Consider the following 20,225-nt stretch of genomic DNA (forward strand, 5'->3'; position numbering starts at 1 on the left):
CCTGCAGGTCACCGGTCTATGGCGGTCAGGGCGCGCCCGGCCATCGGGTGGGAGCGCACCAGCTCGCCCAGCGTGGTCGAACCGCGAGTGATCCCCGCGAACGCCCTCCACGCGGGCCTGAAGCCCGTGATCGCGGCGTGGAACATGCCGGGGCGGCGCTCGAAGAGGGTGAGCAGGCGCTTGCCGACGCTCATCTCGACGCCGAGCCCCGCCTTGATCGCGAAGGCGTAGTTCAGCGCCTGGCGGCGGGCGTCCACCGCGTCGTGCGCCTCGGCGATCCGTACCGCCCACTCCCCCGCGAGCCGTCCGGAGCGCAGTGCGAAGGAGATGCCCTCGCGGGTCCAGGGTTCGAGCAGTCCCGCCGCGTCGCCGCACACCAGCACCCGCCCGCGCGACAGCGGCGAGTCGTCGGCGCGGCAGCGCGTCAAGTGGCCGGAGGAGATGGCCGGTTCGAAGCCGGCGAGGCCGAGCCGGGCGATGAAGTCCTCCAAGTACCGTTTGGTGGCGGCCCCTTCACCCCGGGCGGAGATCACACCGACGGTGAGGGTGTCGCCCTTGGGGAACACCCAGCCGTAGCTGCCCGGCATGGGCCCCCAGTCGATGAGGACCCTGCCCTGCCAGTCCTCGGCGACGGTCTCCGGCACCGGGATCTCCACCTCCAGGCCGAGGTCGACCTGGTCGAGCTTCACGCCGACGTGCGCTCCTATGCGGCTGGCGCTGCCGTCCGCTCCGACGACGGCCCGCGCGAGCAGGGTCTCACCGCCCTGCAGGACGACGGCGACGGTGCGCCGGTCCGGTACGGCCGACCCGTGCTGTTCGACCCTCGACACCGTGACACCCGTACGCAGCTCGGCGCCCGCCTTCTGGGCGTGCTCGACGAGCTGCTGATCGAACTCGGGCCGGTTGATCAGCCCGAACAGCATCTGCTTGGAGCGGCGGGTGCGGTTGAACTTGCCGTCGAGCGAGAACGTCACCGCGTGCACCCGGTCCTGGAGCGGCAGCTCGAAGCCGGGTGGCAGCGCATCGCGCGAGGGGCCGATGATGCCGCCGCCGCACGTCTTGTAGCGGGGCAGTTCCGCCTTCTCCAGCAGCAGGACACTGCGTCCCGCGACCGCTGCCGCATAGGCGGCCGAGGCGCCCGCGGGCCCCGCGCCGACCACGACGACGTCCCACACCCGCTGCCCGTCGTCCGCCGACGCCCGCTGCTCGTCGTCCGCCGATGAGTTCTCGCTGCTCACGATGGTCTACTGCTCCCAGTCCAGCCGTCTGCCGCACCTGTCTCCCGCATCCTACGGCGGGCATCGCCGCAGGCCACTGTGGGAGGATCGGCGGCGTATGCGCCCTGCAACCAGTACGCGCCTACGCACCGCACGATCATCTGTACACAGAAATACAACGTCGCACCCACAAGGAGCGTGCCCATGTCGTCGAATCCGGTCGCCGAGACCGTCGCCTCGCTCATGCCCCGGGCCAAGGCGGAGCTCACCGAGCTGGTGGCCTTCAAGTCGGTGGCGGACTTCGACCAATATCCCAAGAGCGAGAGCGAGGGCGCCGCGAACTGGGTCGCCGACGCGCTGCGCGCCGAGGGTTTCCAGGATGTGGCGCTGCTCGACACCCCCGACGGTACGCAGTCGGTGTACGGCTTCCTGCCCGGGCCCGAGGGTGCGAAGACGGTCCTGCTGTACGCGCACTACGACGTGCAGCCGCCGCTGGACGAAGCGGCCTGGGTGACGCCGCCGTTCGAGCTGACGGAGCGCGACGGCCGCTGGTACGGGCGCGGCGCCGCCGACTGCAAGGGCGGCTTCGTCATGCACCTCCTCGCGCTGCGGGCGCTGAAGGCGAACGGCGGCGTTCCCGTGAGCGTCAAGGTGATCGTCGAGGGCTCGGAGGAGCAGGGCACGGGCGGTCTGGAGCAGTACGCCGAGGAACACCCGGAGCTGCTGACCGCCGACATCATCGTCATCGGCGACGCCGGCAACTTCCGGGCCGGTCTGCCGACGGTCACCGCGACCCTGCGCGGCATGACCCTCGTACGCGTCCAGGTCGACACCCTGGAAGGGAACCTGCACTCGGGGCAGTTCGGCGGCGCGGCGCCCGACGCGCTGGCCGCGCTGATCCGCGTACTGGACTCGCTGCGCGCCGAGGACGGTTCCACGACCGTCGACGGGCTGGCGGCCGACGCCCAGTGGGACGGCCTGCAGTACGAGGAAGCGGCGTTCCGCGAGGACGCCAAGGTGCTCGACGGGGTGGAGCTCATCGGTTCCGGCACGGTCGCGGACCGGGTCTGGGCGCGTCCGGCCGTCACCGTCCTCGGCATCGACTGCCCGCCGGTCGTCGGCGCGACGCCGTCCGTGCAGGCGGGCGCCCGCGCGCTGATCAGCCTGCGGGTGCCGCCGGGCATGGACGCGGCCGAGGCCACCAAGCTGCTCCAGGCCCATGTGGAGGCGCACACGCCGTGGGGCGCGCGGGTGAGCACCGAGCAGATCGGCCAGGGCCAGGCGTTCCGCGCCGACACCTCCAGCCCCGCGTACGCGTCGATGGCCGAGGCCATGTCGGTCGCCTACCCGGGACAGGAGATGCAGACCGCGGGCATGGGCGGCTCCATCCCGCTCTGCAACACCCTCGCCTCGCTCTACCCGCAGACGGAGATCCTCCTCATCGGCCTGAGCGAGCCGGAGGCACAGATCCACGCGGTGAACGAGAGCGTCTCGCCGGACGAGTTGGAGCGCCTCTCGATCGCGGAGGCACTGTTCCTGCGGAACTACGCGGCGAGCTGATCCCGGACGCGACCGGCTGATCCGTCTTGCCCACAGCAACCGGCTGATCCGGTTCTGCCCACGGCACTCGGCGTCGATCGTCCGGGCCATCACCGAGAGCGGCCGGCACCCTGCCGACGTACGACACATCGTCCTGACCCACTTTCATGAGGATCACGCGGGAGGGGCGGGCGAGTTCGCCGCCCTGAGCGGCGCCTCCGTGCTGGCCCACCGTCTGGACGCGGGCGTCGTGCGCGGTGAAGTCCCGGGGCCTCCACCGGTGTTCGAGGACTGGGAGCGTCCGATCCACGCGGAGGTCAGCAGGCTGTTGCCGCCGCGGCCGATCGAACCCGCCTGTCCCAATGACATCACCGAGCTGTCGGACGGCGATGTCCTCGGCTTCGGTGGCGGCGCACACGTCGTGCATGTCCCGGGTCACACGGATGGCAGCATCGCGCTCCATCTCCCGGCGCACGGCGTGCTGCTCACGGGCGACGCGGTGGCGGCCTCGCCGGTGGACGGCCAGGTGATGCTCGGCGTGTTCAACCTCGACCGGGAACAGGCGGTCACCTCGTTCCGCCGGTTGGCCGAACTCGACACCGACGTGGCCTGTTTCGGGCACGGCGACCCGGTGATCGGGCAGGCCTCGGCGGCACTGCGGGAGTCGGCGGCGCGGTACGACGAGGGGTAGCTTGTCGCGGTGAAGAGTCCTGACACGGCGCATGCCGCCCGCATCGATGTCCACGGTGACGTCTCCACGTCGCTGGCCCTGTGCAGTGATCGCGAGCTGGCGGAACTCCTCGCCGCCGCGACGCCTCTCGGCTCCGGCATCGGTGGGAGATCCGTGCTGATGGACGTCGCCGAAACCCCGGTCTTCGTCAAGCGAGTCCCGCTCACCGATCCGGAGAGGCTGCCGGAGAACGTCCGGTCCACGGCCAACCTCTTCGGACTGCCGTCCTTCTGCCAGTACGGCATCGGCGGCCCGGGCTTCGGAGCCTGGCGCGAGCTCGCCGTGCACATCATGACCACGAACTGGGTGCTGGCCGGGCAGTTCGGGGGCTTCCCGCTGATGTATCACTGGCGGGTGCTGCCCGACTCGGTGCAGCCGCTGCCCGAGGAACTGGCCGACGTGGAAAGGGCCGTGGCCTACTGGGGAGGCTCTGAGGAGGTGCGCCACCGGATCGAGGCGCTCCGTACCGCTTCGGCGAGCATCGCGCTGTTCCTGGAGTACATCCCTCACACCCTCCACGACTGGCTCGGTGCCCGGCTACAGGACGACAACCAGGCGCTCGCCCTGGTGGAGCGCGGCCTGGAAACCGGGGTCTCCTTCATGAACGCGCGCGGACTCGTGCACTTCGACGCACACTTCGAGAACATCCTCACCGACGGCCGACAGCTGTACTTCGCGGACTTCGGCCTCGCACTCTCCTCCCGCTTCCAACTGTCCCGGGAGGAACGCGACTTCTTCGACCGGCACCGGACCTACGACCGTTCCTACACGGTGACGCATCTGGTGAACTGGCTGCTCACCGCCTTGTACGGGTACGGCAAGGAGGAGCGGGACGCGGTGGTGCGCGCCTGCGCCGAGGGCGAGCTGCCCGAGGGAATCCCCTCGGCGGCCGCCGCGATCCTCGACCGCCACGCGCCCCTCGCCGCCGTGACGGCGGACTTCAACCGCAGGCTCCAGTTGGAGAGTCGGCAGACCCCGTACCCGTGGGAGGAGCTGCGCCGACTCGGTCAGAGCAGCTCGACACTCTCCGCGTAGTGACAGGCCACCGGGTTTCCGCCACCGATCCGGTGACCGACTTGATCCGGTCGTAGCCGGCGGTGCTCTGCGGCGAGCAGCCCTTGGTCTGGGTGGAGTCGCTCGCGGGCGGCGGCGGACAGTCCTTGCCGTTGTTGGTGCGCCAGTAGTAGACGAAGTCGTCTGCGGTGATGGCCGTACCGTCGTTCCACGACGCCTTCGATGCTGAAGTCGGTTGCGGGTATGAAGACTTGGGGCAGGACGACGCCGAGGGTCTCGCCGTTCTCGAAGGTGTTGCCGTTGGTGTCCTGCACGTTCCACTGCTGGATTTTCTTCTCGTCGTAAGTTCCCGATCCATACCGGGATTGCGTCGATTCTCCCTCGCTTCCCTCTTGGATCCCTCTCGCTTCTCTCTCGGAACGTCTCATGCCGGGCAAAGTCGCGACGTCAGCCGACTGGAACCCCTGCCTCCAGATAGAGCGCCGCCCCGCGCTCGCGCGCCCGCAACGCCCACCTCAGCCGTTCGTAGCGCACGGGTGGCAGCAGTTCGGCCGCCTCCTGTTCGGTGACGAAGCGCCAGTCACGCAGTTCGGGGCCGGGCAGCAGCAGACGCCCGGTCTCCGCGGTGTCGAGGCGGCCGCCGTCGAACAGCAGGCGCAGACCGCCGAAGCCGGGGGGTGCGGGCGACTCCCAGTCGACGACGAGGAGACGGGGTACTTCGTCGAGCGTGAGGCCGGTCTCCTCGGTGACCTCGCGCATGCCCGCGCGCGCGGGGGCCTCGCCGGGTTCGACGACGCCTCCGGGAAATTCCCAGCCGGCCTTGTAGGTCGGGTCGACGAGCAGCACGCGGTCCTGTTCGTCGAAGAGGAGCACTCCCGCGGCCACGGTCTCGGCGGTGGGTTCGGGGGTCTGCACGATGTCGCACACGGGCGCGTCCCCGGTGCGTACGGCATCGGCGATGCGCAGGGCGGTGTCGTACGGGGTGAGCGCGCTGGTGTCCACGGGGTGGGCGTCGGCGGTGAGCCAGGAGGCGAGCGCCGCGTGGTAGGGCTCGATGTGGTCGTAGGACCACTGGCGCACACGCATTTCACCGTCGGGCAGGTCCGGGGGCACCTCGCGCCCGGCTATTCGCTCGCGCAGGATCGTTTCCGCCGGGGCGAGGAGCACATGCCGTACGGGGATCCGGCGCGCGGCGAGGCCGCCGAAGATCTCATCGCGGTACTCCTGGCGGAGCAGGGTCATCGGGACCACGAGGACGCCACCGAGCTCGGCGAGCATGGCGGCCGCGGTGTCGACCACCAGGCGTCGCCAGATCGGCAGGTCCTGGAAGTCGCCGACCTCGGCGAGGCGTTTGGGCGGCAGCAGGTGCGTGAGTGTGCCGCCGATGTCCTCGGGGTCGAAGAGTGTGCTGTTCGGGATCAGCTCGATCAGTTCCCGTGCGGTGGTGGTCTTCCCCGCACCGAACGCACCGTTGATCCAGACGATCACGGTTCCCCCTCTTCTATTGGCCCCCTGTGGCTTGCCCGCTTCACCCTGCCGCGGAAACCAGGCCCTGATGAGGGAGCCGACCCGCCGGCGCCGGTGCCCCGTCCCAGGAGGCACCGGCGCCGTCGATGGACCCTTCAGGTGTTCTGGCCCAGCGCGCCCTCGTCCATGGCCAGACTGTCGCTGCTGATGGTGTGATCGAGGGTGCTGACCGTGTCGTTGACATTCGGATCGCCGAGGACATGGCCGTCCGCGGCATGGGACGGGGTGATCGCCGCGACGACGAACCCGGTGGCGAGGGAGGCGATGGCGAGCATGCTGCGCTTCTTCATGCCCGGTTCAACTGCGAAACCGAGGGTGGGTCACGGTTCACTCGCGTGACGGTCAGGACGTGACCTGCGGAGTCCCGGGGCCCCTGCTCCAAAGGGGTGGAGCAGGGACGCGGGTTCACTTGCGCCGGCCCAGCAGCGTGGCGAGGACGGCCAGCGCGGCGGCCCTGCGTTCGGGCCTGCGCGACCAGACGGCCGGAGCGACCGCCACCATCACCACGAGCAGCAGTGCTGCGGCGACCGAGACGGTCATGAAAAGAGCCGCGTGATCACGAAACGCGACCGCAAGAATTGCGCCAGTGATGGCTGTGCCGGCAGGCACAACCGCCGAAGCGCGGCTCGAATCCATCGGCGCGGTTTCTTCCGGGGGCTCGGGCCCCGTAGGCTGGGTATCGATGATTCCCTCCTTGAGCAGAGCGGATTATCACTCGCGGCTCCCCGTCGTCAGCGGGGAGCCGCTTTTACATTGTGCCGCCGCACGCTCGGCCGAACTGTCAGATCTCGACAGCGCGGAGGGGGTAACGCACAGTCCGGGTCCACCAACTCCGCCACCGGCCGACCAACTGCCGAGAGGAGCGAGTTGGCGACCTGGCGGTAGACGGCCTCACCAGCGGGAATAAGGACCACGGGTCGGCAGTTCGGAGTCCTGGGCGGCTCAGCCGACTCGGTCAACACAGTCAACCGGACACTCAAGTTGTCCCCAGTTGGTTACTGCGCTCGATTCGACTGGCAACCAAGTGGGGACAACTTGCTGTCGTACACATAAGCCGGGAGAACTCGCCCGCCGGGCTTCAACAGCGGGGATTGCGAAAGCCGGACGAAGCTGGCACCCAACTTTCGACCAACTTCATTCGCACGACGCTTCCACGAGATCATGGCTATTCAGCTGGCATATGATCTGGATCTACCAACTCGTTTCGTTGATCGGCCGAAAATCACCGCTGCCGAAATGGCCTGCTCGTCGCCGAGCCCGTCCTGACTCAGTCAGCCCTTCGTCGACCCCAGCGTCAACCCCGCGATGAAGTGCCGTTGCAGCACCAGGAACACAATGATCGTCGGGAGGGCGACGAGGACCGAGCCCGCGGCCAGCAGGTTGTAGTCGGTGAAGAACTGGCCGCGCAGGTTGTTGAGGGATGACGTGATCGGGAGCTTGTCGGGGTTGGAGATGAAGATCAGGGCCCAGAGGAAGTCGTTGTAGATCCAGGTGAATTCCAGGGTGCCGAGGGCCGCGAGGGCCGGGCGGCAGAGCGGCAGCGTGATGCGCCAGAACTGGGTCCACACGCCCGCGCCGTCGACGATCGCGGCCTCCAGGATCTCCTGTGGCAGCGTCCGCATGAAATTGGCGAGCACGAAGACGCAGAAGCCCAGCTGGAAGCCGATGTTGACGATGATGACGGCCCAGTAGGAGTCGTACATCATCAGGGAATCGGACATCCACCAGGGCAGCGGGATCTTGTTGAACAGGACGTACAGCGGGGTGACGATGACCTGCTGGGGCAGCAGATTGCCCGCCGTGAAGAACATCAGGAGTACGAGGCCGCCGCGCAGCTTCAGGCGGGAGACCGCGAAGGCGACGAACGAGGCCAGGAACAGGGTGATCAGCACGCCGGGTACGGCGATCAGCAGCGTGTTGGTGAAGTACTTGCCCATGCCGGACTCGGTGTAGGCACGGCGGTAGTACTCGAAGGAGAGGTGTTTCGGGAAGGAGAAGTAGCCGTGCTGCGCCGTCTCCTCGTACGGGCGCAGCGAGGCGTAGACGGCGAGCAGGAGCGGCGCGAGGAAGGCGAGCGAGACGCCCATGAGGAAGATGTGCACACCCCAACGACCTTGGCGCGTACGGGGCTTGGGAGTCTCCACCGGAGCTGCGGCCGGACGGGTGGGGGCGCCGGCGCGGATGTCGGCTGTCATCGGTCGCGCACACCTCGCAGCTCTTGGACCAGGAACGTCACGATGAACCCCAGGGAGACGGTGAGCAGGACGACCGCGATGGCGGAGCCGAATCCGATGCGGCTGGCTTCTCCGATGATGTTGTCGGTGATCAGGACGGAGAGCAGTTCCAGGCCGTTGCGGCCCTTGTTGACCGCGTAGACGATGTCGAAGGCGCGCAGCGCCTCGATGACGGTGATCACGCCGACGATGACGTTGACCGGGCGCAGCGTCGGGAAGACCACACGGAAGAACGTCTGGCGCTCATTCGCACCGTCGATCGCGGCCGCTTCCTTCAACTGCGGGTCGACGGACTTGAGTCCGGCGAGGTAGAGGATCATCACGTAGCCGGTATGCCGCCAGCTCGCCGCGATCATCATCATCCAGAGGTTGATGTGCGAGTCGCCGAGCCAGTCGACCGGGTCGTTGTGGTTGTTCAGGATCGTGTTGATGACGCCCTGGTCGGTGCCCAGGATCAGCTGGGCGATGAAGCCGACGATGGCGAGCGAGAGCACGACCGGCAGGTAGATCGTCGACTGGTAGAAGCGGCTGAAGCGGACGCCCCGGTCGATGAGGACGGCCAGGAAGAGGCCGAAGGGGGTCGCGATCAGGCCGAGGAAGAGCAGCCACAGGATGTTGTGGCGGACGGCCGGCCAGAAGACCGGGTAGTTCTCGACCATGTTCTTGTAGTTGTCACCGCCGACCCAGTGGATGTCGCCGATGCCGTCCCAGGAGGTGAAGGACAGTCCGATGGAGGCCAGTGTGGGGCCCCAGATGATGACGATGTCCAGCAGGACGGGTATGCCGAGGAGCACGCTGAGGACGACGACGTCGCGGCGGGTGAACCGCCGCAGCCGCCGCCGTCCGGCGCGCCGTGGGATGTTGAGCGCCACGGAACGTCTTCCCCCAGGTTCAGCCGACGGGCGACGAGAAGATGGTCTTCTTCTGTCGTTCGATGCTGTTGCAGAGACCGTCGACGTCCTTCGGGTTGCCGATGAAGTCCTGGATCGCCTTGATCATCACGGTCGAGGCGAAGTCGGGCCGGGTGTCGCGGTCCATGAACTGCGAGATCTGCTTGGCGCCCGAGACGAGCTGGGCCGACTTCTTCTGCAGGGCGCTGTACTTGGAGGTGTCGGCGCCGTCGTTGACCGCCACGTTGTTGGGGTCGAGGGCGAGGTAGGTGTCCTCGGCCTTGGGCGTGCCCAGCCACTTCAACAGGGCCTTGGCGCCGTCCAGGTTCTTCGACTTCTTGGCGACGAGGAAGCCGTCGATGGGGGCCTCCACGGCGTCCTGCGCGTACTGCGGGTCGATCTCGGGAAAGGCGAAGAAGTCGATGTCGTCGCGTTCGTTCTCCGGGAACTGGGTGCCGGGGTGCGGCATTCCGAAGACCGCCATACCGGTCTTGCGCTGCTGGAGGCTCTGCCCGGCCTCCTCCCAGGTACGGCCGAGGGCGCCCTTCTGGTAGTACGGCATGAGCTCGCGCCAGGTGTCGAAGACCTTCTTGACCTTGGTATCGGTCCACGACTCCTCGCCCGCCATGAGGGACTTGTGGAAGTCGTATCCGTTCAGGCGCATGTTGATGTAGTCGAAGGTGCCCATGGCGGGCCAGCCGTCCTTGTCGCAGAAGGCGACCGGTGTGCCGTCCTTGGACATCTGCTTGGCGAGAGCGGCGAACTCGTCCCAGGTCTTGGGCTGTTGATATCCCTGCTTCTGGAAGAGGCTCTTCCGGTGGAAGACGGCCCACGGGTAGTAGTAATAGGGCACGAAGTACTGCTTGCCGCCGTGCGTCGACTGCTCCTTGAGGGCATCCGAGAATCCGGTGAAGCCGCTCCACACATCGCTGATCTCGTGCAGGAGCCCCTTCTCCGCGAAGTACTGCATGCGATATCCCGCGAACCACATGAAGACGTCGTCGGGCGTGCCCTGGAGATAGCGGCTGATGTTCTCCTGGAAGTCGTTGTGGTCCTTGGTGTTGACCTTGACCTTCTTGCCGGACTTCTTCTCGTACGCCGAGAAGGCCGCCGCGTACGCCTTCTTGGGGACCGGGTCCGACGCGTTGGACCCCACGGTGACTTCGTTCTTGTTTCCGCCGGGCCCGCTGCCGCACGCGGAGAGCAGGGCGGGGAGCGTGAGCGCACCGGCACCGACGGCCGCACCACGCAAGAGATTTCGCCGGGACATCCGATGTCCTGTCGTTCCTCCGGGCACGACGAGCCCCTTCACCGATGACTGTGCCATGTCCCCCTCCTCGGGGTGCCACTCAACACAACCGAACGCGAGGCTTGGATCTCACTCCCATGTGGCGAGACGGTCAAGGGTTCTGACGAGATATCGAACAACCGTTACCACTTCTCTTCCAACAGAGTCCGACACGTCCTAACGTAAACGCGCACCGTTGTCGCGGACATGCAGACATCCAACCTTTCGCGAGTTCGGAGGAACGTAACGATGCGTCACCTTCCCACCCGCACAACCCGCCGAAGAGTGATCGGAGCGCTCGCCGCAGGACTGTTGTGTACGAGCGGGCTCATGACGCCCGCCTTCGCCGCTCCCGCCCAGGAACCCGCCTCCCCGGCACTGGCGGACGGTCTCGCCCTCACCCCGCCGATGGGCTTCAACAACTGGAACTCCACGCACTGCCGTGCCGAGTTCAACGAGGACATGGTCAAGGGGATTGCCGACATCTTCGTCGACAAGGGCCTCAAGGACGCCGGGTACCAATACGTCAATCTGGACGACTGCTGGGCACTCCCGACCCGGGACGCGAACGGCAAGTTGGTACCCGACCCCGTGCGATTCCCCAATGGAATCAAGGCGGTTGCCGACTATGTGCACACCAAGGGGCTCAAGCTCGGCATCTACACCAGCGCGGGCACGAAGACGTGCAACAGCGCGGGATTCCCGGGCGCGCTCGGCCACGAGTACAGCGACGCCCAGCAGTTCGCGGACTGGGGTGTCGACTACCTCAAGTACGACAACTGCAACAACCAAGGCGTGGACGCCAAGTTGCGCTACACGACCATGCGTGACGCTCTGAAGGCGACCGGCCGGCCCATCGTCTACAGCATCTGCGAGTGGGGCCAGAACCAACCCTGGGAATGGGCGTCGGACGTCGGACATCTGTGGCGTACGACTGGGGACATCAGCGACAGCTGGGGCTCGATGCTGTCGATCCTCAAGCAGAACCTGCCGCTCGCCGCGCACGCCGGTCCCGGGCACTGGAACGACCCGGACATGCTGGAGGTCGGCAACGGCGGCATGACCGACACCGAGTACCGCTCGCACTTCTCAATGTGGTCGATCATGGCGGCGCCGCTGCTCATCGGCTCCGACCTGCGCAAGGCGTCCGCCGCGACCTTCGACATCCTCGACAACAAGGAGGTCATCGCGGTCGACCAGGACCCGCTGGGCGAGCAGGGCACGGTGCTCTCCTCCGAGGGCGGACGCTGGGTCGTCGCCAAGGAGCTGAAGGACGGCAGCCGGGCGGTGGCGCTGTTCAACGAGACCGGCAGCGCACAGCGGATCGGCACGACCGCGCAGGCCGTGGGACTACCCGACGCGCACGCGTACACGCTGCGCGATCTGTGGCAGCACACGAGCTACAACACCGCGGGCGCGATCTCGGCGACCGTCCCCGCGCACGGCACCGTGCTCGTACGCGTCTCCACCGACGCCGAGTGGGCCAAGAACCCACCCGCCGTCGAACTCGGCCTGAACGGGAGCCCGTTGGTCGAGGCGGCGAAGACGGCCGTGCTCACGTCGACCGTCACGGACCTCGGCCGCACGCCCGCGAAGCACGTCTCGGTGACGCTGAGCGGGCCGGAGGGCTGGACGGTCGAGGCGACCTCACCGACCACCGCGGGAGCGGTGCCGACGGGCCGCTCACTGCGTACGAGATGGAAGGTCACCGCGCCCGACGGCACGTCCACGGGCTCGTACGACCTGACGCTGAAGGCCAGTTACCGCTCACCGACCGGCGTGCGCGCCGAAAGCGTGCTGCCGCTGAAGGCCTCCGTGGTCGTGCCGCCGCCCTCGGGGGTCTCCTACCTCGGGGACCTTCCGTGGCTGTCAACGACCAACGGCTGGGGGCCGGTTGAGCGCAACACCAGCAACGGGGAGAGCGCCGCGGGCGACGGTCGTCCGATCACTCTCGGCGGGGTCGTATACGCCAAGGGGCTCGGTGTGCACGCCGAGAGCGCCGTCGAGTACTACACCGGCAAGGCGTGCGAGACGGTCACCGCGGACGTCGGCGTCGACGACGAGAAGGGCGCCAACGGCACCGTCGCCTTCGAGATCTGGGCCGACGGTACGAAGGTCGCCTCGACCGGCGTCCTCACCAACGCGCTGCCGGCCCTGCCTGTCTCGGCCGACGTGACCGGCGCCCAGGTGGTCCGGCTCGTCGTCACCGACGGCGGCGACGGAATCGACTCGGACCACGCGGACTGGGCGGACGCCAAGCTCAGCTGCTGAGGCCGGACTTCGGGCGAGGTCGGGCCTCGGCCGAGGTCAGGCCTCGGGCGACGTCGGGCCCCCGCCGAGGTCAGACTCCGGCCGTAGTCACACTCCCACCGAAGTCGCGCCCCGCCGAAGTCACACTCCCGCCGCGGTCGCGTTCGCCCTCCGGGTGAGCGCGGCCGCCGCCGCGCCGACCAGACCGGCGTCCGTGCCCATCAGCGCGGGCGCCACGGTCACACGCTGCGCGAACGACAAGGTGGCGTACTCACGCAACGCGGCCCGCAGCGGCGTGAAGAGCACGTCCCCCGCCTTGCCCACTCCCCCGCCGACGACGGCGATGTCGATCTCGACGAGGGTCGCGGTCGCTGCGATGCCCGCCGCGAGCGCCTGCGCGGCCCGCTCGAAGGAGGCCACCGCCACCGGGTCGCCCGCGCGGGCGGCGGCGGCCACCGCCTCCGCCGAGGTGTCGCCGTCGGGACCGGGCTGCCAGCCGCCCTCAAGGGCCCGGCGCGCGATGTTCGGGCCGCTGGCGATGCGCTCGACGCAGCCCCGTGACCCGCACGGGCACGGGTCTCCGTCCAAGTCGACGCTGATGTGCCCGATGTGGCCCGCGTTGCCGGTGGGGCCCGGGTGAAGCTGCCCGTTCAGGACGAGACCGCCGCCGACGCCCGTCGACACCACCATGCACAGCGCGTTGTCGTGGCCGCGCGCCGCGCCCTGCCAGTGTTCGGCCGCCGTGATGGCCACACCGTCGCCGATCAGCTCGACCGGCAGCCCCCGCGTGGCCGTACGGACTCGCTCGACCAGCGGGTAGCCGCGCCAGCCCGGCACGTTCACCGGGCTTACCGTGCCCGCGGAGGCGTCCACCGGGCCCGCGCTGCCGATGCCGACGGCGCGCGCCCCGCTCCACAGCGGGGAGACCGTCAGCTCGCCGATCACGTCCTCGACGGCCCGCATCACGGTGTCGCCGTCCTCCTGCGCGGGCGTCGCGCGCTGCGCACGCAGGAGGATCCGGCCGTGGCCGTCCACCAGCGCTCCGGCGATCTTGGTGCCGCCGATGTCGAGCGCGGCCACGATGTCGGTGTGCATCAGAGTCAGGTCTCCCAAGGCGGTGTCGTATCGGGCCCGCCGCGCTGCGGGTCCGGGTCCCCGGCCGGGTATTGGGCAGGACGACGCGCCCCTGGGGGAAGGCGCAGGCCGGAGATTGCGGTGGACAGTCTCCCTCGCATCTGACAACGTTGTCCAGGCTCTATGCTCGATGCCACATCCTCATACGACCCCATGGACCGACGCCTCCCCGTGGACGACAGGACAGGACAGCACATCGTGGCCGAGACCGCCCGCCGACCCGACAGCCGCTACGGCAACCGTCCGACCATGAAGGACGTAGCCGCGCGTGCCGGAGTCGGCCTCAAGACGGTCTCGCGCGTGGTCAACGGCGAGCCGGGGGTCACCCCGGACACCGAGCGCCGCGTCCAGGAGGCCATCGACGCGCTCGGCTTCCGCCGCAATGACAGCGCGCGTGTGCTGCGCAAGGGCAGCACCGCGAGCATCGGCCTCGTCCTGGAGGACCTCGCGGACCCGTTCTACGGGCCGCTGAGCCGGGCGGTCGAGGAGGTGGCCCGCGCGCACGGCGCCCTGCTGATCAACGGCTCCAGCGCCGAGGACCCGGACCGCGAGCAGGAGTTGGTCCTCGCCCTGTGCGCACGCCGCGTGGACGGACTGGTCGTCATCCCGGCCGGTGACGACCACCGCTACCTGGAGCCCGAGATAAAGGCGGGCGTCGCCACGGTCTTCGTGGACCGCCCCGCCGGAAAGATCGACGCCGACGCCGTACTGTCGGACAGCTTCGGCGGAGCCCGCGACGGCGTCGCCCATCTCATCGCACACGGCCACCGCCGGATCGGCTTCATCGGCGACATGCCCCGCATCCACACCGCCGTCGAGCGGCTGCGCGGCTACCGCGCCGCCATGGAGGCCGCGGGCATACCGGTCGAGGACGCCTGGATGTCCCTGGGGGTCACCGACCCGCAGCGGGTACGGAAGGCGGCCGAGGGCATGCTCTCCGGTCCTTCCCCCGTCACCGCGGTCTTCGCGGGCAACAACCGTGTGACCGTCACCGTGGTCCGCGTCATCGCCGAGCGCGGCCGCCCCGTCGCCCTCGTCGGCTTCGACGACATCGAGCTCGCCGACCTGCTCCAGCCCGGCGTGACCGTCGTCGCGCAGGACGCCGCCGCCCTCGGCCGCACCGCGGCCGACCGTCTCTTCCGCCAGCTCGACGGCACCCTCGTCACCCCGGAACGCATCGAACTCCCGACGCGGCTGATCACCCGCGGTTCGGGGGAACTGCCGCCGGCGGACTGAGCCATGGCCGACCCGGACCCCCGTTCGCTCGAAGCGCTCGGCCTCGCCGAGGCACCCCGCGACCGTCCGTTGAGCTATCCGGGCGCCTGGCCGGTGGAGTCCGGTCTCCTGGACGGGGACCGGCTGTTGCCCCTGAGTCGTCTGGTGTACGAGGACCGTGTCCCGGTCGTCGCGGTCGGTTCCAACGCCTGCCCCGGGCAGCTGCGGCACAAGATGGCGGAGCACGGAGTCTCCGCCACGATCCCGATGGTGAAGGCGCGGGTCACCGGCATCGGCATCGGTGTCTCCGCCCATGTGAGTCTGCTCGGATATGTGTCCGCGTCACCGTTCCACGCGCCGGGAACCGTCAGCGAGTTGTTCATCACCTGGCTCGACGCGGCCCAGCTCGCGATCGTCGACGCGAGCGAGGGAGTGCCGGTGCCGACCGGTGCGTACGACCGTGCCAGGCTCCCCTCGTACGACTTCCGGATCGAGATGGAGTCCGGCGAGCTGCTGCCCGGCGCGCACCTCTACGTCAATCGCCGCGGCGTCCTGCACAACGGCTCCGGGACGCCCCGCACGCACCCGGGCGAACGTCCGCTGCTCGCCGCTCTCCTCGCCGCGTCGCCGCGCCTGCGCGAGCTGTTCGGGGACACGCCCGAGGAGTTCTGCGCGCGGGCCCGCTTCGACCGACGGCTCTGCGAGCGGGGCACCCGGCTGTTCGCCGAGGAAAAGCTCACCACGGCATCCGGTCTGGAGAGGTACGTACGGCCTCAGCGGACCGGAAGCCACGGCAGCGGTGCATCGTTGTCGCCGCCTTTGATGTAGACGACGCTGACGAAGACGTTCGACGGCCCCTGTGAGGCGATTACTTGGCCGAGATCGTCAGATCCCCCCGCCTCGGCGACGCGAAGCCCTCCAGGTCGACCCGGGTCAGACCGGTCACGCGGGCGACCTCGGCGATGTCGAGGGCGCCGCAGTCCAGACCGCGCAGGAGGTAGCCGCTGAGCGCCTTGGCGGTGGCGGGCTCGTCCATGACATCGCCCGCCGCGTGGTTGGCGTACCGGGAGAGGCGCGCCGCGGCCTGCTCGAAGCCCTCACGGTAGAAGGCGAAGACTGCGGCGTAGCGGGTCGGGATGTGGCCGGGGTGCATGTCCCAGCCCTGGTAGTAGGCGCGGGCCAGGGCACGGCGGGTGAGGCCGTAGTGCAGCCGCCAGGCGTCGTGGACCTTCTCGGTGGAGCCGACCGGCAGGACGTTCGTGGAGCCGTCGGAGACGCGTACGCCGGTGCCCGCGGCCGCGACCTGCATGATCGCCTTGGCGTGGTCGGCGGCCGGGTGGTCGCTGGCCTGGTAGGCGGCGGAGACGCCGAGGCAGGCGCTGTAGTCGAAGGTGCCGTAGTGCAGACCGGTGGCGCGGCCCTCGGCGGCCTGGATCATCCGGGCGACGGTCGCGGTGCCGTCGGTGGCGAGGATCGACTGGCTGGTCTCGATCTGGATCTCGAAGCCGATCCGGCCCGGCTCCAGGCCGCGCGCCTTCTCGAACTCCTCCAGGAGCCGGACCATCGCGGTGGCCTGCTCCGCGTACGTCACCTTCGGCAGCGTCAGGACGAGCCCTTCGGGCAGGCCGCCCGCCTCCATCAGCCCGGTGAGGAAGATGTCGAGGGTGCGGATGCCGCGGTCACGGACCGGGGCCTCCATGCACTTCATACGGATGCCCATGTACGGGGCCGCCGTGCCGTTCGCGTACGCCTCCGCGATCAGGCGTGCTGCCCGCGCGGCGGCCTCGTCCTCCTCGGCGTCGGGGCGCGGGCCGTAGCCGTCCTCGAAGTCGACGCGCAGGTCTTCGATGGGCTCGCGCTCCAGCTTGGCCCGTACGCGGTCGTACACGGGCTCGGCGAGCTCGTCGGTGAGGCCGAGGACGGCGGCGAAGGAGGCGGCGTCCGGGGCGTGCTCGTCAAGGGCGGCGAGGGCCCGGTCACCCCAGGAACGGATGGTGTCGGCGGCGAACACGTCACCGGGTACGTACACGGTGTGGACGGGCTGCCGGCTGCCGGGGTCTCCGGGGTAACGGCGCTCCAGCTCGGCGTCGACCGGGGCGAGGGAGGCACTGATCTCCTCGCTGACGGCGCCCGCGAGGCTGGTCGCCACCTTCTCCTGCTGACCCTGACCCATCCCACACCCTCCTATTTTCCGCTTCACGGAATCAAAAATCCGTATAGCGAAGTTATCCGGGGACCTTCCCGCTGGTCAACACTCTCTTGCACCCTTCATCCTGACCCGCGACCGAAGGAGCACGCGTGCCGAACACCAGCAGAGTGACCCGTCGCATGGGGCTGCGGACCGCCGTGGCCGCGGCGGCCGCCGTACCCCTGCTCAGTACAGCGCAGGCCTCCGCGGTCAGACGCGCGGGCAGACCCCTGGACGTCATGACGTTCAATCTCCGCTTCGCGAGCACCGCCGAACCCAACAGCTGGGCCGTGCGCCGGCCGGTGATGCGCGAGCTGTTGCGCCGCCGGGCGCCCGCCGTCATCGGCACCCAGGAGGGCCTCTACCAGCAAGTACGCGACATCGCGTCCGACCTCGGACCCCACCACGACTGGATCGGCACGGGCCGCGCGGGCGGCAGCCGTGACGAGTTCATGGCGGTCTTCTACGACACCCGCCGCCTCGCCCCGGCCGAGTACGACCACTTCTGGCTGTCCGACACTCCCGACGTGATCGGTTCGAACACCTGGGGTGGCGTCTGCGTCCGGATGGTCACCTGGGTCCGCTTCCGCGATCTGCGCGACGGGGAGCGGGAGTTCTACTTCCTCAACACCCACCTCGACAGCGAGAGTCAGTACGCACGCGCGCGTGCCGCCGCACTGATCGGTCAGCGCGTCGCGGGGCTCGATCGCTCCCTGCCGCTCATCGTGACCGGCGACTTCAATGTCGCGGCCCACAAGAACGCGGTCTACGACGCGATGCTCGGCGCCGGCCTCGTCGACACCTGGGACACGGCGGCCGAGCGGAGCAAGCTGTACGCCACGTTCCACGGCTACCAGCCACTGGTACCGGACGGCGACCGCATCGACTGGATTCTGGCCACGCCCAAAGTGACGGCACACCGGGTGGCGATCGACACGTTCGCCCTGAACGGACAGTTCCCGAGCGACCATCTGCCCGTGTGCGCGACGCTGAGCCTGGGATGAGCCGAGGCCCCCGTGACCGCGACGGTCACAGGGGCCTCGTACCCACGAAACAGCTCAGCCCTTGCGGGACTTGATCTCCTCGGTGAGCTGGGGGACGACCTCGAAGAGGTCGCCGACGACGCCGTAGTCGACCAGGTCGAAGATCGGGGCCTCGGCGTCCTTGTTGATGGCCACGATGGTCTTCGAGGTCTGCATACCGGCGCGGTGCTGGATCGCGCCGGAGATGCCGGAGGCGATGTACAGCTGCGGCGAGACCGACTTGCCGGTCTGGCCGACCTGGTTGGAGTGCGGGTACCAGCCGGCGTCGACCGCGGCGCGCGAGGCGCCCACGGCGGCACCGAGGGAGTCGGCGAGCCCCTCGATGATCGAGAAGTTCTCGGCGCCGTTGACGCCACGGCCGCCGGAGACCACGATCGCGGCCTCGGTCAGCTCGGGGCGGCCGGTCGACTCGCGCGGGGTGCGGGCGACGACCTTGGTACCGGTGGCCTTCTCGGAGAAGGACACCGCGAGGGCCTCGACCGCACCGGCGGCCGGGGCAGCCTCCACGGGAGCCGAGTTCGGCTTGACCGTGATGACCGGGGTGCCCTTGGAGACACGGGACTTGGTGGTGAAGGAGGCGGCGAACGCGGACTGCGTGGCCACCGGGCCCTCGTCGCCGGCCTCGATGTCGGTGGCGTCAGTGATGATGCCGGAGCCGATACGGACCGCGAGGCGGGCGGCGATCTCCTTGCCCTCGGCGGAGGACGGGACGAGCACGGCGGCCGGGGAGACGGCCTCGTACGCGGCCTGGAGCGCGTCCACCTTCGGTACGACGAGGTAGTCGGCGAACTCGGGCGCGTCGGCGGTGAGGACCTTGACCGCGCCGTGCTCGGCGAGCGCGGCAGCGGTGTCGGCGGCACCGGCGCCGAGAGCGACGGCGACGGGCTCGCCGATGCGGCGGGCCAGCGTCAGCAGCTCAAGGGTGGGCTTGCGGACGGCGCCGTCCACGTGGTCGACGTAGACGAGAACTTCAGCCATGGGGATGCTCTCCTGCGGATTGCGAAGTCTGAGGGGCGGTAAGCGGGGTGGGCCTTGCATGCTGTGTCGGCCCGGGGGTGAACCCCGGACCCCCAGCCGCTAGATGAACTTCTGGCCCGCGAGGAACTCAGCGAGCTGCTTGCCGCCCTCGCCCTCGTCCTTGACGATCGTGCCGGCGGTGCGCGCCGGACGCTCGGCCGCGGTGTCGACCTTGGTCCAGGCACCCTCGAGGCCGACCTCGTCCGCCTCGATCTCCAGGTCCTCCAGGTCCCAGGACTCCACCGGCTTCTTCTTGGCGGCCATGATGCCCTTGAAGGACGGGTAGCGCGCCTCACCCGACTGGTCGGTCACCGACACGACGGCCGGGAGGGAGGCCTCCAGCTGCTCGGAGGCGGAGTCGCCGTCGCGGCGGCCCTTGACCGTGCCAGTTGGGCCACCCTCGACGGAGACCTCGGAGAGCAGCGTGACCTGCGGGACGCCCAGGCGCTCGGCCAGCAGCGCCGGGACCACACCGGCGGTGCCGTCGGTGGAGGCCATGCCGGAGATGACCAGGTCGTAGCCGGCCTTCTCGATCGCCTTCGCCAGCACCAGCGACGTACCGATGACGTCGGTGCCGTGCAGGTCGTCGTCCTCGACGTGGATGGCCTTGTCCGCACCCATGGAAAGCGCCTTGCGCAGCGCGTCCTTGGCGTCCTCGGGGCCGACGGTCAGCACCGTGATCTCCGCGTCATCCGCGTCCTCGGCGATCTGCAGCGCCTGCTCGACGGCGTACTCGTCGAGCTCGGACAGCAGGCCGTCCACGTCGTCACGGTCGACGGTCAGGTCATCGGCGAAGTGCCGGTCGCCAGTGGCGTCGGGCACGTACTTCACAGTGACAACGATCCTCAAGCTCACGCCGGCTCTCCTACTGCATCGTCATTTCTGGGCTGCCTTCTTTCAGGCAGCATAGGCGCCTGAAGCGGCCGATCCCGGTCGGGG

At 69.1% G+C, this 20,225-nt stretch carries 18 protein-coding genes and 1 pseudogene; 7 read left to right on the forward strand and 12 right to left on the reverse strand.

All coding sequences use genetic code 11. The annotated features are described in order from the left end of the window. Window positions 1-8 precede the first annotated feature (8 nt). Window positions 9-1,238 (reverse strand): geranylgeranyl reductase family protein, encoded by a 1,230-nt coding sequence (locus ACZ4WS_RS16525; protein WP_467980966.1) that lies wholly within the window; start codon window positions 1,236-1,238, stop codon window positions 9-11. A 183-nt stretch (window positions 1,239-1,421) separates the two neighbouring features. Between ACZ4WS_RS16525 and ACZ4WS_RS16530 the strand changes: the two genes are divergently transcribed. From ACZ4WS_RS16530 to ACZ4WS_RS16540, 3 genes and pseudogenes are all read left to right on the forward strand, one after another. Continuing rightward, window positions 1,422-2,777, forward strand: coding sequence for a M20/M25/M40 family metallo-hydrolase (locus ACZ4WS_RS16530; RefSeq protein ID WP_467980967.1), 1,356 nt, complete (start codon window positions 1,422-1,424; stop codon window positions 2,775-2,777). Between the two features lie 70 nt (window positions 2,778-2,847). Beyond that, window positions 2,848-3,447 (forward strand): annotated as a pseudogene (locus ACZ4WS_RS16535) (MBL fold metallo-hydrolase); the annotation flags it as partial. Window positions 3,448-3,456: 9 nt separating this feature from the next. Then, on the forward strand, window positions 3,457-4,521 hold the full coding sequence (locus ACZ4WS_RS16540; protein ID WP_467980969.1) for a protein kinase family protein: 1,065 nt from the start codon (window positions 3,457-3,459) through the stop codon (window positions 4,519-4,521). On the opposite strand, the gene ACZ4WS_RS16545 is transcribed toward ACZ4WS_RS16540, so the two are convergent. The 7 genes from ACZ4WS_RS16545 to ACZ4WS_RS16575 all read right to left on the reverse strand — a co-directional run bounded on the left by ACZ4WS_RS16545 (window position 4,494) and on the right by ACZ4WS_RS16575 (window position 10,421). Further along, window positions 4,494-4,814, reverse strand: a complete 321-nt coding sequence (locus tag ACZ4WS_RS16545) for a hypothetical protein (RefSeq protein WP_467980970.1) — start codon at window positions 4,812-4,814, stop codon at window positions 4,494-4,496. The genes ACZ4WS_RS16540 and ACZ4WS_RS16545 overlap by 28 nt on opposite strands. A gap of 133 nt (window positions 4,815-4,947) precedes the next feature. Beyond that, on the reverse strand, window positions 4,948-5,988 hold the full coding sequence (locus ACZ4WS_RS16550) for an NUDIX hydrolase (RefSeq protein ID WP_467980972.1): 1,041 nt from the start codon (window positions 5,986-5,988) through the stop codon (window positions 4,948-4,950). 134 nt (window positions 5,989-6,122) lie between these two features. Beyond that, window positions 6,123-6,317 carry a hypothetical protein gene (locus ACZ4WS_RS16555; RefSeq protein ID WP_467980973.1) on the reverse strand — a complete coding sequence of 65 codons (195 nt, stop codon included), beginning with the start codon at window positions 6,315-6,317 and terminating at the stop codon, window positions 6,123-6,125. Window positions 6,318-6,432: 115 nt separating this feature from the next. Then, on the reverse strand, window positions 6,433-6,567 hold the full coding sequence (locus tag ACZ4WS_RS16560) for a hypothetical protein (protein ID WP_467980975.1): 135 nt from the start codon (window positions 6,565-6,567) through the stop codon (window positions 6,433-6,435). 731 nt (window positions 6,568-7,298) lie between these two features. After that, entirely contained in the window at window positions 7,299-8,222 is a 924-nt protein-coding gene (locus ACZ4WS_RS16565) for a carbohydrate ABC transporter permease (RefSeq protein ID WP_467980976.1), read from the reverse strand. Beyond that, window positions 8,219-9,133 (reverse strand): carbohydrate ABC transporter permease, encoded by a 915-nt coding sequence (locus tag ACZ4WS_RS16570; RefSeq protein WP_467980977.1) that lies wholly within the window; start codon window positions 9,131-9,133, stop codon window positions 8,219-8,221. Before ACZ4WS_RS16570 ends, ACZ4WS_RS16565 begins: the two co-directional genes overlap by 4 nt. 19 nt (window positions 9,134-9,152) lie before the next feature. Next, window positions 9,153-10,421: an ABC transporter substrate-binding protein gene (locus ACZ4WS_RS16575; protein ID WP_467981104.1), complete on the reverse strand. Its 1,269-nt coding sequence runs from the start codon at window positions 10,419-10,421 to the stop codon at window positions 9,153-9,155. Between the two features lie 348 nt (window positions 10,422-10,769). On the opposite strand from ACZ4WS_RS16575, the gene ACZ4WS_RS16580 reads away from it, so the two are divergent. Then, the gene (locus tag ACZ4WS_RS16580) at window positions 10,770-12,710 is read left to right on the forward strand and encodes an NPCBM/NEW2 domain-containing protein (protein WP_467980978.1); all 1,941 of its coding nucleotides are present in this window, start codon (window positions 10,770-10,772) and stop codon (window positions 12,708-12,710) included. Window positions 12,711-12,830: 120 nt separating this feature from the next. Here ACZ4WS_RS16580 and ACZ4WS_RS16585 read toward each other — a convergent pair whose 3' ends face one another. Continuing rightward, window positions 12,831-13,784 (reverse strand): ROK family protein, encoded by a 954-nt coding sequence (locus ACZ4WS_RS16585; RefSeq protein WP_467981106.1) that lies wholly within the window; start codon window positions 13,782-13,784, stop codon window positions 12,831-12,833. A gap of 192 nt (window positions 13,785-13,976) precedes the next feature. Between ACZ4WS_RS16585 and ACZ4WS_RS16590 the strand changes: the two genes are divergently transcribed. Together ACZ4WS_RS16590 and ACZ4WS_RS16595 are read left to right on the forward strand one after the other, a co-directional pair. Then, window positions 13,977-15,059, forward strand: coding sequence for a LacI family DNA-binding transcriptional regulator (locus tag ACZ4WS_RS16590; RefSeq protein ID WP_467980980.1), 1,083 nt, complete (start codon window positions 13,977-13,979; stop codon window positions 15,057-15,059). A 3-nt stretch (window positions 15,060-15,062) separates the two neighbouring features. Further along, complete coding sequence (locus tag ACZ4WS_RS16595; protein ID WP_467980981.1) at window positions 15,063-15,866, forward strand: hypothetical protein; 804 nt, start codon at window positions 15,063-15,065, stop codon at window positions 15,864-15,866. A 40-nt stretch (window positions 15,867-15,906) separates the two neighbouring features. On the opposite strand, the gene ACZ4WS_RS16600 is transcribed toward ACZ4WS_RS16595, so the two are convergent. Continuing rightward, window positions 15,907-17,211: a DUF6986 family protein gene (locus ACZ4WS_RS16600; RefSeq protein ID WP_467980983.1), complete on the reverse strand. Its 1,305-nt coding sequence runs from the start codon at window positions 17,209-17,211 to the stop codon at window positions 15,907-15,909. 125 nt (window positions 17,212-17,336) lie between these two features. Here ACZ4WS_RS16600 and ACZ4WS_RS16605 point away from each other — a divergent pair, with 125 nt between their 5' ends. Then, complete coding sequence (locus ACZ4WS_RS16605) at window positions 17,337-18,230, forward strand: endonuclease/exonuclease/phosphatase family protein (protein ID WP_467980984.1); 894 nt, start codon at window positions 17,337-17,339, stop codon at window positions 18,228-18,230. Between the two features lie 54 nt (window positions 18,231-18,284). On the opposite strand, the gene ACZ4WS_RS16610 is transcribed toward ACZ4WS_RS16605, so the two are convergent. Together ACZ4WS_RS16610 and ACZ4WS_RS16615 are read right to left on the reverse strand one after the other, a co-directional pair. Next, complete coding sequence (locus ACZ4WS_RS16610; protein ID WP_467980986.1) at window positions 18,285-19,247, reverse strand: electron transfer flavoprotein subunit alpha/FixB family protein; 963 nt, start codon at window positions 19,245-19,247, stop codon at window positions 18,285-18,287. A gap of 99 nt (window positions 19,248-19,346) precedes the next feature. Next, entirely contained in the window at window positions 19,347-20,141 is a 795-nt protein-coding gene (locus tag ACZ4WS_RS16615; protein WP_467980988.1) for an electron transfer flavoprotein subunit beta/FixA family protein, read from the reverse strand. Between the last annotated feature and the right edge of the window lie 84 nt (window positions 20,142-20,225).

The organism is Streptomyces sp. NPDC029292 (assembly GCF_055569295.1).